At 42.4% G+C, this 12,476-nt stretch carries 10 protein-coding genes, 5 tRNA genes and 1 rRNA gene; 6 read left to right on the forward strand and 10 right to left on the reverse strand.

All coding sequences use genetic code 11. The features are described 5' to 3' along the window. The first annotated feature begins 56 nt into the window (after positions 1–56). Together QZ106_RS03915 and QZ106_RS03920 are read left to right on the forward strand one after the other, a co-directional pair. Positions 57–133: transfer RNA gene (locus tag QZ106_RS03915), tRNA-Pro, on the forward strand. A 33-nt stretch (positions 134–166) separates the two neighbouring features. Continuing rightward, positions 167–243: transfer RNA gene (locus QZ106_RS03920), tRNA-Arg, on the forward strand. Positions 244–306: 63 nt separating this feature from the next. On the opposite strand, the gene QZ106_RS03925 is transcribed toward QZ106_RS03920, so the two are convergent. Both QZ106_RS03925 and rluC read right to left on the reverse strand, forming a co-directional pair. Next, complete coding sequence (locus QZ106_RS03925) at positions 307–1,674, reverse strand: patatin-like phospholipase family protein (RefSeq protein WP_295974511.1); 1,368 nt, start codon at positions 1,672–1,674, stop codon at positions 307–309. Between the two features lie 169 nt (positions 1,675–1,843). Beyond that, positions 1,844–2,803, reverse strand: a complete 960-nt coding sequence (gene rluC, locus QZ106_RS03930) for a 23S rRNA pseudouridine(955/2504/2580) synthase RluC (protein ID WP_295974531.1) — start codon at positions 2,801–2,803, stop codon at positions 1,844–1,846. Between the two features lie 332 nt (positions 2,804–3,135). Between rluC and QZ106_RS03935 the strand changes: the two genes are divergently transcribed. From QZ106_RS03935 to QZ106_RS03945, 3 genes are all read left to right on the forward strand, one after another. Continuing rightward, positions 3,136–3,288 (forward strand): hypothetical protein, encoded by a 153-nt coding sequence (locus QZ106_RS03935; protein ID WP_295974513.1) that lies wholly within the window; start codon positions 3,136–3,138, stop codon positions 3,286–3,288. After that, entirely contained in the window at positions 3,269–6,130 is a 2,862-nt protein-coding gene (gene rne, locus QZ106_RS03940; protein WP_295974514.1) for a ribonuclease E, read from the forward strand. Before QZ106_RS03935 ends, rne begins: the two co-directional genes overlap by 20 nt. Positions 6,131–6,228: 98 nt before the next feature. Next, a tRNA-Ser gene (locus QZ106_RS03945) sits at positions 6,229–6,318 on the forward strand. A gap of 173 nt (positions 6,319–6,491) precedes the next feature. On the opposite strand, the gene QZ106_RS03950 is transcribed toward QZ106_RS03945, so the two are convergent. From QZ106_RS03950 to QZ106_RS03970, 5 genes are all read right to left on the reverse strand, one after another. Then, positions 6,492–6,881, reverse strand: coding sequence for a RidA family protein (locus QZ106_RS03950; protein ID WP_295974517.1), 390 nt, complete (start codon positions 6,879–6,881; stop codon positions 6,492–6,494). Between the two features lie 115 nt (positions 6,882–6,996). Then, positions 6,997–7,794 (reverse strand): serine O-acetyltransferase, encoded by a 798-nt coding sequence (cysE, locus tag QZ106_RS03955; protein WP_295974519.1) that lies wholly within the window; start codon positions 7,792–7,794, stop codon positions 6,997–6,999. A gap of 3 nt (positions 7,795–7,797) precedes the next feature. Beyond that, positions 7,798–8,811: an NAD(P)H-dependent glycerol-3-phosphate dehydrogenase gene (gene gpsA, locus QZ106_RS03960; protein ID WP_295974521.1), complete on the reverse strand. Its 1,014-nt coding sequence runs from the start codon at positions 8,809–8,811 to the stop codon at positions 7,798–7,800. Positions 8,812–8,892: 81 nt separating this feature from the next. Then, a complete protein-coding gene (secB, locus tag QZ106_RS03965; protein WP_295974524.1) occupies positions 8,893–9,396 on the reverse strand; it encodes a protein-export chaperone SecB in 504 nt (167 codons plus the stop codon). Between the two features lie 14 nt (positions 9,397–9,410). Then, positions 9,411–9,851, reverse strand: a complete 441-nt coding sequence (locus tag QZ106_RS03970) for a rhodanese-like domain-containing protein (RefSeq protein WP_209364743.1) — start codon at positions 9,849–9,851, stop codon at positions 9,411–9,413. A 321-nt stretch (positions 9,852–10,172) separates the two neighbouring features. On the opposite strand from QZ106_RS03970, the gene QZ106_RS03975 reads away from it, so the two are divergent. Continuing rightward, positions 10,173–11,495, forward strand: a complete 1,323-nt coding sequence (locus tag QZ106_RS03975; protein WP_230621893.1) for an anaerobic C4-dicarboxylate transporter — start codon at positions 10,173–10,175, stop codon at positions 11,493–11,495. Between the two features lie 558 nt (positions 11,496–12,053). On the opposite strand, the gene QZ106_RS03980 is transcribed toward QZ106_RS03975, so the two are convergent. The 3 genes from QZ106_RS03980 to rrf form a co-directional block, all read right to left on the reverse strand. Beyond that, positions 12,054–12,129 (reverse strand) — tRNA-Trp (locus QZ106_RS03980). A gap of 29 nt (positions 12,130–12,158) precedes the next feature. Then, positions 12,159–12,235 (reverse strand) — tRNA-Asp (locus QZ106_RS03985). A 7-nt stretch (positions 12,236–12,242) separates the two neighbouring features. Further along, positions 12,243–12,358 (reverse strand): 5S ribosomal RNA (rrf, locus tag QZ106_RS03990). Positions 12,359–12,476 lie beyond the last annotated feature (118 nt).

Genomic DNA, 12,476 nt, shown 5'->3' on the forward strand with positions numbered 1-12,476 from the left:
ATAAAAAAAACTTATTGACTGAATAAGAAAGAAAACTATAATGCTACACATCTTTTCGGCGAGTAGCGCAGTTTGGTAGCGCAACTGGTTTGGGACCAGTGGGTCGTAGGTTCAAATCCTATCTCGCCGACCACTCTCTCTACTTCTTTACTGTTCCTTTTACAATGCGCCCTTAGCTCAGCTGGATAGAGCAACGCCCTTCTAAGGCGTGGGTCAAAGGTTCGAATCCTTTAGGGCGTGCCATTTACCCTCAACATCTACCGCACTTTGCCGATAACAAACCCCAATCTGATATTGCTGATTTCACTACTGTAATGCTTTTAGTGCGGCATGATACTCTTTCGATTGCATTAACAAAATCTTCGCGGCTTCACGCAACTTATCCACGTCAGATTCCGGTAGGTAAAAAGACGTTCCGATATTTAACACTTCTTTTTTCAATTGTCCTTCCGGCAAATCTTTCAAACTCACATTCACAAAATAAACCTTAATCTTGGCATCTCTTTGACGTTTAGCATAAGCGTTCCATTGATTCGCAAATTTTTGTGAATATTGCACGGTCGATTCCGTCGCCTTATCAATCGGCACATTGATCACCGTATCGACCACTTCTCTCACGCCCGGCACATCCGCCGATTTGTCGATATGGCTGGTTCGTTCATTTTGTGCATTCACACTGACCACAACCACATGGCGCAAAGCGGATTTCTTCAATTCGGCATAAAGTTTGCGTACACTGAGCAAATTCGACATATCCAACAAACTGGCCAATCCTAAATTATCCGTTAAACCGCCATCCACTAAATGCAAATAAGGTTGTTCTACACTATCTTGATAACGCGCTAAGCGCTTTTGCATGGCATTAAAATTGTTCAATAACAAGTGATTGCCCGGCTGGGTTTGCATAAGAAACGCTTTTTTGCTTTCTGCGTGGCAAAGACCGGCATGATTATTCAAGGTGATTGGTGAAAAAATCAACGGCACCGCACTGGATGCCGCCACCGCACGCGCAATTTCAATATCATTCAAATCCACGCAAAGCCAATCAAAGAAGTCTTGCGTAAACGACACTTTCTGTCCTGCCGTCATATCTGTGGCGTTAATTACCGCAAACGGTCCTTTACGTTTCCGTGCCAAATCGGCAAACGTCTTTCCGTTATATAACGCCAAATTCAGTTGCTCTTGCAATAAATCGCTACGCCCGAATTGCGGCGAAGTAAGCCGAGGCACATTGCTCAAAGAAAACACTTCATTAATGACTTTTTTTTGGAAATCTTTCTTGAGAAAAAACTCCTTAAATTTGGGGATCGTTTCTTGCCCTTCTAACGCCAAATAGGCCGCCAACACCGAACCGCCGGACACGCCATACACCACATCAATATTTTGTAATAACGTATCGCCCCTTTCCGTTGGGCGTACTGTTGCCTGCTGAAACTGTTCTAACACGCCATATCCCAAAGACACCGCCCGTGAGCCACCACCGGAAAAAGTGACAATCACTAAATTTTCTTTTTCCAGCGCTTGTTGCATGGTCTTTTCTAAACGGTACCCCTTTTCCGGGTCAATTTGGCTGAGGGTTTTCGCGGGTTGATAAAGGATGGAATGGCACGCCGTGAGCAATACCATGCTACTGGCCAGTAAGGTTCTATTCAAAAGAAGCGTCACACGTTTCATAGCCTATCCTCGACGTTGATGGGATAAGATTGATTCTACAACGCTTAAAGATAAAGGGGAAAGTGCGGTCAATTTTTTCGCCGTTTTTATTTGAGAAATGTGATCAACACGGCAAAAGTGCGGTCAGTTTTTTCAGTATTTTCAAAAAGCACGGAAAATCCACCGCACTTTACTTCATCTCTCGCAACCGTTTTAAGATCCCTTTCATTTTCTCATCCAACTGCGCTGTCAAACGCAACGTTTCACCGCTATGCGGATGTTCAAAACGAATAGAATAAGCATGCAAAAATAAACGATTCAAACCTAATTCGGCCATTTGTTGATCGAATACTTTGTCGCCATATTTGCTATCTAATGCAATGGGATGGCCTGCGTATTGGGTATGCACGCGGATTTGATGAGTTCGCCCGGTGACCGGTGACGCTTTAACCAACGTGGCATTAACATAACGCTCTTCTACAGAAAAACGGGTTTCCGACGGTTTACCTTGCTCACTGACTTTCACAATGCGCTCGCCGCTCGACAGCTCATTTTTCAACAGCGGTGCCTGCACCACTTTACAGTGTGATTGCCACTGACCGCGCACTAGCGCCAAATAATCCTTTTGGATCGTTTTTTCACGCAACTGTTCATGTAAATGACGCAACGCAGAACGCTTTTTCGCTACCAATAAAATCCCCGAAGTATCGCGATCCAAACGATGAACCAATTCCAAGAAACGCGCCTCCGGACGAAGTGCGCGTAATGCTTCAATCACGCCAAAATCAAGCCCACTTCCCCCATGTACGGCAATACCGGAAGGCTTATTAAGCACTAATAAGTAATTGTCTTCAAAAATAATGTGTTGTTCTAATTGAGCGACTTTGGTGAGTTTATGAGAAACGATGTCTTGTGCATTTTCTGCCACACGTACCGGTGGAATTCGTACCACATCCTCGGCTTGTAATTTATATTCCGGCTTACTTCTGCCTTTATTCACCCGCACTTCGCCTTTGCGTACAATGCGATAAATCAGGCTTTTAGGCACCCCTTTTAAGCGCGCAAGGAGAAAATTATCCAATCGCTGACCTGCTTCATCATCGCTTATGGTGAGAAATTGCACGTTCGGGTTAACTATTTTTTCATTCATTTTGTGTTTATTACGATCTTTTACATAAAAATTGGCGCGCATCATAGCATATTGTATGGTGAGTTTGAATGTCGCAAAGAATCTTCCACAAAGGGTGAAACGCCTTGCTAAAAATCCCTATTCAAGCGATAATGGTGAGCCTTTTTTGAGTCAAAAAAGGCTTTAAAATAAACAGGTTATCATTGATAAAACACAATGCAGCATTCGGCATAAGACGTTGTTATTGCAATGATTTTTAACCATCAACATGAGCGACAGCTTGCAAACCATTTTTTAACCGGTTTTGTTTTTATTCACATATCAAGATGATATGAGTGTGAATAAGGTTGCCAATGCGCCCAGCAGATGACAGTCGGGAAGACGGACATTCTGCGACAGACACGAGGTCGGCGACTAAGCAAAGTGCGGTCATTTTTGATGACGTATTTTTAGGGGATAACCCCTTTTCGATAAAAGAGAAAACGAATGAAAAGAATGTTAATTAACGCAACTCAAAAAGAAGAGTTGCGCGTTGCGTTAGTCGATGGACAACGCTTATTCGACCTGGACATTGAAAGTCCTGGTCACGAACAGAAAAAAGCCAATATTTACAAAGGGAAAATCACTCGCGTTGAGCCGAGTTTAGAAGCTGCTTTTGTGGATTATGGCGCAGAACGTCACGGTTTTTTACCGTTAAAAGAAATTGCACGTGAATATTTCCCGGCAGATTATGTCTATCAAGGCCGCCCGAATATTCGCGATATTATTTCTGAAGGACAAGAAGTTATTGTTCAAGTGAACAAAGAAGAACGTGGCAATAAAGGTGCTGCGTTGACAACCTTTATTTCCTTGGCAGGAAGTTATTTGGTGATCATGCCAAACAACCCTCGTGCAGGTGGCATTTCTCGTCGCATTGAGGGCGATGAACGTTTGGAATTAAAAGATGCCTTGAGTTCTTTGGATGTGCCTGAAGGTATCGGCTTAATCGTACGTACCGCCGGTGTAGGTAAATCGCCAGAAGAATTGCAATGGGACTTAAAAGTGCTATTGCACCATTGGGAGGCGATCAAACAAGCCTCAGAAAGCCGCCCTGCGCCGTTCTTAATTCACCAAGAAAGTGATGTTATCGTGCGTGCGATTCGCGACTATTTGCGTCGTGACATCGGTGAAATTCTGATTGATAGCCCGAAAGTCTATGAAAAAGCAAAAGCACACATCAAATTAGTGCGTCCGGATTTCATTAATCGCGTGAAATTGTATCAAGGCGAAGTACCGCTGTTCAGTCATTATCAAATCGAATCCCAAATTGAATCCGCTTTCCAACGTGAAGTGCGTTTGCCTTCCGGTGGTTCTATTGTCATTGACGCCACTGAAGCGTTGACAGCCATTGATATTAACTCCGCACGTTCTACCCGTGGTGGCGATATCGAAGAAACCGCATTAAACACTAACCTTGAAGCCGCAGATGAAATTGCGCGTCAACTGCGCTTACGCGACTTGGGTGGTTTGATCGTTATCGACTTCATCGACATGACACCGGTTCGCCATCAACGTGAAGTGGAAAATCGCATCCGTGATGCCGTACGTCAAGATCGCGCACGTATTCAAATTAGTCGTATTTCCCGCTTCGGTTTGTTGGAAATGTCACGCCAACGTTTGAGTCCGTCATTAGGCGAATCCTCTCATCACGTCTGCCCGCGTTGCCAAGGCACCGGTAAAATCCGTGATAACGAATCACTTTCACTTTCTATCTTGCGTTTATTGGAAGAAGAAGCGTTAAAAGAAAATACCAAACAGGTTCACACCATCGTTCCGGTACAAATTGCTTCTTACTTATTAAACGAAAAACGTAAAGCTATTCATAGCATCGAAAAACGCCATGATGTCGATATTATCGTGGTACCAAACGAAGCGATGGAAACACCGAACTTTAGTGTGTTCCGTGTTCGTGATGGCGAAGAAGTGAATGAGTTAAGCTACAATTTGGCAAAATTACATCAAGATCAAGACGAAACCTTTGCTGCAGAGGAATCGTTGGTTTCTCGTAATATTGAAGCGGCACAGGCAGAAATACCGGCGGTGGAAAGTGCGGCAGTCTCTTTGGCCATTACAATGCCTGCACCGGAGCCGGTTGAGCGCAAAGAACCCAAAGCGCCATCGTTGTTAAGCCGTTTATTCGCCGCGTTAAAAGGTTTATTTGCGTCTGAGCCAAAACCGGAAGAGAAAAATAAAAAAGCTCGTCCAAACAACAGAAACATGAACAACCGTAATCGTCGCAATCAAGATCGTCGTAACAACCGTCGTGTTCGCAACGAAAATACGGAAAACGTTGTTGAAGAACAAAGTGCGGATAAATTTGAAGCGAGAAATCGTTACCAAGAGCGCAACGCTAAACGTAATCGTAAACCTGAAGTGATTGAAGAAATCATTAAACCTGAATCTTCTACCCCGGTTACCGAAGAAAAGGCTGAACCTGCACAACGCCGTCAACGTCGCGACTTACGCAAAAAAGTCCGCGTTTATGATGAGGTAAATGACATTCAAGCTGACCAAGCAGAAAAGGTTTCATTTGTTGAAAACGTGAATGTTGCTCATGCCCCAGAGGAATCCATTGTTTCTGCGGAAGTAACAGAAATCTCAAATGAACCTGAACGCAATAATCGTGATAATGCTCGTCAACGTCGTTTACCACGTCATTTACGTGTAAATAATCAACGCCGTCGTCGTCCGCAAGAAAAATCACCTATGCCGTTATTTGCTGCGGTAGCCTCTCCGGAGCTTGCCAGCGGTAAAATTTGGATCGATATGACACAAATCAATCAACCGAAAGAAAAAGAAAATGCGTTCTTATCTGTTGATGAGCTACTTGAACAACAAAATCAATCTAGCGAAGAAACCGAGAAGAGCCTTACTGTGCCAGCCTTGGATATGATTGTTGAGAAAGCGAAAAATGACGTTCAACCGTTAACTGAATTTATTGCTCAGCCGGCAAATGATTCTGTTGAAAAGAAAATTCAGGCATCTTTAGAACGTTTAAATCATAACGTGACGTCAGAACCCACTACGGCAGTAGCTGAACAGGTCGAGCCGAAAACAGCACATGAGGTGAAATTCATGGCTGAAACCGACCGCACTTATATGTTCAACGGACGAATTGGAACATTCTCTGCAGTCGCGCATACCAAAGCAGAGGCGACATTAGCCAAAGCCTCGGATGAACCGATACAGACTTATCCCGTATCTGAATGGAAAAAATCCCGCTATTATTTCTACGGCAAAGGCGCGGCAGGACATCATACGGCAATCAGCCATGTTTATGCGGAGCCGACGAAGGCGGAAGTAAAATAATACTATCGACTGAAAATAAAGCAGTTAAATGATTTCTTTTATTTAACTGCTTGACTTAAATAACGAGAGTCCGTATTATTCACGTCACTTCAACACACGGAGGAATGGTCGAGCGGTTGAAGGCACCGGTCTTGAAAACCGGCGAGGGTTTACGCCCTCCCTGGGTTCGAATCCCAGTTCCTCCGCCATATTCAGAAAAAGCGCTAAGTTTTTACTTAGCGCTTTTTTGTTGCATTAAAATAATGCCTAACAATAGAATGAATACGTCACCTAAATGCGCCATGGTGTAACAAATCAAGAAAAAAGGCCAAACCGCTGTTTAACAAAGGTTTGACCTTAAGAAATCATATTCGCTGAAGAATTATGATCTAACAGCAATCGCTTCGATTTCTAATCCAACATCTTTCGGCAAACGCGCGACTTCGACACAAGAACGTGCCGGAAAACTGGGATGATGATGCGCCTTGAAAAAGGCTTCATACTCTGCATTAACTGTTGCAAAATCTTTTAAATCTTTCACAAATACCGTGGTTTTCACAATATCTTTCACGCCTAAACCGGCTTGTTCTAAAATCGCTTTAATATTTTCTAAAGACTGTCTCGCTTGTTGAGCAATATCTGTCGGAATCTCGCCAGTTTGCGGGTTCACCGGAATTTGTCCGGAGGTCAACACAAAATTACCCAAATCAACGGCTTGAACATAGGGGCCGATGGCTGCCGGTGCTTTATCGGTATGAATTACGTTTGTCATTTTTACCTCATTTTCTTCTGGTTACGACTTTTCTCACGACAGTTTCTAGAGAGACCAGAAACCATCAGCAGAAAAGTGCGGTCAATTTTTATGATGTTTTTACTGATGATGCGTGCTAAATATTTAATTCCATGCTCAGATCAATAAAATTTTGGTCCATCTCAAATGCCGGTTTGGCATCTTTGTCTTTGCCTATAATGCGTGCCGGTACGCCGGCGGCGGTGGCATAGTCCGGAATCGGTTGTAGGACCACTGAATTAGCACCGATTTTAGCGTATTTGCCGACTTCGATATTGCCTAAGATCTTCGCACCAGCACCGATCATCACACCTTCATGAATTTTCGGATGGCGATCGCCACATTCTTTACCTGTTCCGCCAAGCGTAACGCCTTGCAAAATAGACACGTTATTTTCAATCACGGACGTTTCCCCTACCACAATACCGGTGGCATGGTCAAACATGATGCCATGGCCGATTTTTGCTGCCGGGTGAATATCCACATCAAACGCCACAGAAATCTGATTTTGCAGGTAAATCGCAAGTGCTTTGCGATTTTGTTGCCATAAATAGTGTGTAATACGATAACTTTGAATGGCATGAAACCCTTTTAAATAAAGCAATGGTGTTGACCAAAGCTCCACTGCCGGATCGCGCTGACGCACCGCTTGAATATCACAGGCAGCACATTCAATGATGCTTGGTTTTTCCTGATAGGTTTCTTCAATAATCTCACGCAAGGCAATTGCCGGCATAATCGTATTGGCTAATTTGTTCGCTAAAATATAACTTAACGCGCTGCCTAAGTTATGGTGTTTTAAAATGGTGGAATGGAAAAAACTGGCAAGCATAGGTTCATTCTCTACCAACTCTTTCGCTTCCTGACGAATAGATTGCCAAACCGTTGATGACATGAATTATTCCTCTTTACGTTCTCTGCCTAATAAATTTACTGCCGCTTCTTTTGCATTTTTACCACAAAATAGCACTTGATAAATTTGCTCCGTGATAGGCATTTCGATACCGTGCCGTTGCGCAAGCAAATGCGCTTCTTTTGTATTATAAAAGCCCTCCACGACCTGACCGATATTATCCATTGCCGTTTGAGCAGAAAAGCCCTGCCCCAGCATAATACCAAAGCGACGGTTGCGAGATTGATTGTCAGTACAGGTTAAAACAAGATCACCTAACCCCGACATTCCCATAAATGTATTCGGGTTTGCCCCAAGTGCGGTGCCTAAACGGGATATTTCGGCAATGCCACGTGTAATCAGCGCTGTTCTGGCGTTTGCGCCAAATCCCATGCCATCGGAAATACCTGCACCGATAGCAATCACGTTTTTAATCGCTCCCCCCAACTGCACGCCAAGCATATCGTTGTTAATATACACACGAAAATGTTTACTGCAATGAATACGCGCCTGAAACTGCAACGCAAATTCTTCATTATTCGACGCTAAAGTAATTGCTGTAGGAAGCCCTGATGCCAACTCTTTAGCAAAGGTTGGCCCAGAAAGAACTGCTAACGGATAGTGGTTGCCTAATTTTTCCTTAATCACCTCTTCTAACAAACGACCGGTATCCCGCTCTAAACCTTTCGTTGCCCAAATGATACGACTGTCAGGACGTAAGTGCGGTCGAATTTGTGAGAGAATTTCACCAAAGCAATGACTTGGAATCGCCAACAATAAATCCCGTGAGGCTTGAATCGCTTTCGCTAAATCGGCTTCCAGAGATAACGCCTCAGGGAAAATAATATCCGGCAAAAATTCTGCATTTTGTCGCTCAGCATTCAGTTTCTGCATTTTTTGCGGATTGTGCCCCCAAAGGTAAGTGGGATGTCCATTACGTGAAAATGCAATGGCTAATGCCGTACCGAAAGAACCGGCACCTAACACAGTAATTGAAGAATGGGTCAAAGTCGTATTCATCATTAACTCCTTGAATGGCGAAAAAGACGGTAACGAAAAAAATAAACCCGCTTTATCACTTAATGAAGCGGGTTTTGCAGATTAGTTCACGCTTGGTTGTTCTTCGGATTCTTGCTCTTGTTGTTGACGTTGTAAATACTCAACAAATAATGCATCGAAGTTCACCGGAGAAAGGTTTAATGCTGGGAATGTGCCACGATTAACTAAGTTAGAGACTAATTCGCGCGCATATGGGAATAGCATATTTGGGCATTGCGCTGTTAAACAATGCGCCATTTGCATATCATCTAAACCACTAATCGTGAATACACCGGCTTGTTTAACTTCACAAATAAACGCCACATCACCGGAATCTTCCAATGTGGTTTCAACGGAAAGATTTAAACACACTTCATATAAATCATCGCCTAATTTTACGGTTTCAGTAGATAAATCAAACGATAATTTCGGTTTCCATTCTTGATGGAAAATATGTGGAAGATTTGGCGCTTCAAAAGAAATATCTTTGACATAGATACGTTGAATTTGAAGTACGGCTTGAGCCTCTTGCTCTTCGCTCATCACGTCTTTTTTTTCTTCGGTCATATTGGAGTCCTTATTTATTTTCTAACTAAAGGTAAGCTTGCTGCACGCCAGCCTGCTAGGCCATCTTTTAATGTATATACATGATTAAAGCCTTGTTTTGCCAAAATCTCGGCAGAGGTTGTCGAGGTTACCCCATTTGTACACACTAAAATCACCGGTGTGTCTTTATGTTGTTCAATTTTGCCAATGTTGTGATTTTTAATTTCGGTAGGCAACAGGTTGAGGCTATTGATAATATGTCCATTGGTAAACTCATCAATAGAACGCAAGTCAATAACCACGGCATTTTGATTGTTAATTAAGGCAATTGCTTCGGCATTATCAATCACCTTTGTTTTACTGGTGGCGGCTTTAATAAAGCTGAAAATCACCATAATAAACACAGCCACCCAAGCAACAACAATGAGTGTATGGTTTTTGGCAAACGCCGTTGCCATCGGCATAAATTCTTCCATTTGTTTCTCAATCATTAGGTTTAAAAAGAAAGCTAGAGTATAACTTTACTTTCGCCATTTATCAAAAATTATTGTTTTTATTCCAAGGCAGAACTTGCTCAAATAACAATCATTTATTGATTTAAAATGTGACCTAGATCATAAATCAATCAGAACATCAAATCTCTTACATACTCACTATTACGTAATTCTTATATAATTAAACCGATTTTTGAGTTACGACATCTTGATTTATCTTAAATAAGGTAGGTCTATCAAATATCGCTGAGTATAATTTCTTATACCCCATACAAGTTTTATGTTTTACTTAAAGGAGGCAGTATGTCTGCTATGTTTTTACTTCAGTTCGCCATCGTGTTGCTCTGTATTTTAGTCGGTGCGCGCGTGGGTGGTATCGGTTTGGGTGTCTTTGGCGGCTTGGGGCTAGCTATCTTATCTTTCGGTTTCGGCTTAAAACCGGCGGGTTTGCCAATTGACGTGATGTTTATGATTATGGCAGTAGTTTCTGCGGCAGCAGCAATGCAAGCGTCAGGTGGTTTAGATTACATGATCAAAATTGCGACAAATATTTTACGTCGCAATCCAAAGCATATTACATTTATCGCCCCTGCAGTGACTTGGACCTTTACGCTATTAGCCGGTACGGGCCACGTTGCCTATTCTGTATTACCGGTAATTGCCGAAGTGAGTCGTCAAAATGGCGTCCGTCCTGAACGTCCAATGTCCATGGCGGTTATCGCCTCTCAATTTGCGATTGTTGCCAGTCCGATTGCTGCCGCTGTAGTTGCAGTTGTCGCGTATCTTGAACCGCAAGGCATTCATTTAGGGGATGTGTTAATCGTTACAATTCCTTCTACTATTCTGGGAATTTTCTGCGCTTGTCTATTTGTCAATAAAATGGGTAAAGAATTAAAAGATGATCCGGAATATCAACGTCGTTTACACGATCCAAAATATGCGGAAGCCTTTAATTCAACTGTTGTCGGTAAAGAACTTGAAATTAGCAAATCCGCCAAAATCTCCGTATCCCTTTTCTTATTTGGTGCATTACTTGTTGTGTTAATGGGAGCAATGCCTTCTCTTCGTCCGGTATTTGATGGCAAACCAATGGGTATGGCGCATACCATTGAGATCATCATGCTATCTATCGGTGCGTTAATTATCTTAACCTGTAAACCGGATGGCACTGAAATTACTAAAGGTTCTGTATTCCACGCCGGTATGCGTGCGGTAATCGCTATTTTCGGTATTGCATGGTTAGGTGATACCTTAATGCAAGCCCATATGGAAGAAGTTAAAGGTTTAGTAAAAGGTTTAGTCGAAACTGCACCTTGGACATTTGCCTTCGCCTTGTTCATACTTTCTGTGTTAGTTAACAGCCAAGGAGCTACCGTAGCGACCTTGTTCCCATTAGGTATTGCTCTTGGTATTCCACCGGCAATCTTGATTGGTGTGTTTGTTGCGGTAAACGGCTATTTCTTCATCCCGAACTACGGTCCAATCATTGCGTCAATTGACTTTGATACAACCGGTACAACACGAATCGGTAAATACATTTTTAACCACAGTTTCATGCTACCCGGCTTATTAAGTATGGCATTTTGTTTAGGTTTCGGCTTATTATTTGCCAATATCTTGCTATAACAACATTCCTTAATACAACATATAGCGCCTGATAGCAGGCGCTATTTTTTTACATTCATAATTCGCACGAAATAACGTCAAAAATGACCGCACTTTATTTCTCATCGCAGAATCGGCAAAACGAAACTCTCCTTCCCAACAAGCTAAGGGAGAACCTATGAAAACAATAGCATTAGGTAAAGGGATAATATTATTCCAAAGCAAAATACACAAAATGCTCTTTAGATGACACTTTATTGTTGACTAGATGATTAGATAAAGATTTGAAGGCGTTATAATGTCTAGTATAAAAAGGTCTATAAATAACCACTACCAATATTCATTGGTCATCAATGTAAAAAAGAGTGTACTACTCGCTCAATCTTTTTATAAAGCACATAAGATATATAGAATGCTCTACATTCTCAAAAACAGGAAACAAACTGTCAAACTATTTACTGTTTAGTATTTGCCTGAAGAATTACAGTTAAGTTAAAACAAGATATCCACGTAAAATTTAAATAGAATTTATAAAAAGATAGAATATTTTGGTAGGATATATAACTAGGGTATAATCAATGGCAGGGGCGGAGAGGCTCGAACTCCCAACACCCGGTTTTGGAGACCGGTGCTCTACCAATTGAACTACGCCCCTATTGGTATGTAACTTTAGATAACTGAAATTGGCGGAATGGACGGGACTCGAACCCGCGACCCCCTGCGTGACAGGCAGGTATTCTAACCAGCTGAACTACCACTCCTAATAGGGATTAGCAGTGACCTACTCTCACATGGGAATCTCCCACACTACCATCGGCATAACAGCATTTCACTTCTGAGTTCGGTATGGAATCAGGTGGGCCTACTGCATTATGACTGCTAAAAAATTTATTACTTGAATAAACTAACATTTAATTTACTCAAGTAATAAACTTGGCGGTGACCTACTCTCACATGGGAATCTCCCACACTACCATCGGCATAACAGCGTTTCACTTCTGA

Origin of the sequence: uncultured Aggregatibacter sp., assembly GCF_901873365.1 — a bacterium.
Classification (GTDB): Bacteria; Pseudomonadota; Gammaproteobacteria; order Enterobacterales; family Pasteurellaceae; genus Aggregatibacter.

Bases quoted from the DNA above. Each gene is read 5' to 3' on its own strand.
- QZ106_RS03925 (WP_295974511.1), bottom strand. From the start codon at position 1,674: ATGAAACGTGTGACGCTTCTTTTGAATAGAACCTTACTGGCCAGTAGC.
- rluC (WP_295974531.1), bottom strand. From the start codon at position 2,803: ATGAATGAAAAAATAGTTAACCCGAACGTGCAATTTCTCACCATAAGC.
- QZ106_RS03935 (WP_295974513.1), top strand. From the start codon at position 3,136: ATGCGCCCAGCAGATGACAGTCGGGAAGACGGACATTCTGCGACAGAC.
- rne (WP_295974514.1), top strand. From the start codon at position 3,269: ATGAAAAGAATGTTAATTAACGCAACTCAAAAAGAAGAGTTGCGCGTT.
- QZ106_RS03950 (WP_295974517.1), bottom strand. From the start codon at position 6,881: ATGACAAACGTAATTCATACCGATAAAGCACCGGCAGCCATCGGCCCC.
- cysE (WP_295974519.1), bottom strand. From the start codon at position 7,794: ATGTCATCAACGGTTTGGCAATCTATTCGTCAGGAAGCGAAAGAGTTG.
- gpsA (WP_295974521.1), bottom strand. From the start codon at position 8,811: ATGAATACGACTTTGACCCATTCTTCAATTACTGTGTTAGGTGCCGGT.
- secB (WP_295974524.1), bottom strand. From the start codon at position 9,396: ATGACCGAAGAAAAAAAAGACGTGATGAGCGAAGAGCAAGAGGCTCAA.
- QZ106_RS03970 (WP_209364743.1), bottom strand. From the start codon at position 9,851: ATGGAAGAATTTATGCCGATGGCAACGGCGTTTGCCAAAAACCATACA.
- QZ106_RS03975 (WP_230621893.1), top strand. From the start codon at position 10,173: ATGTCTGCTATGTTTTTACTTCAGTTCGCCATCGTGTTGCTCTGTATT.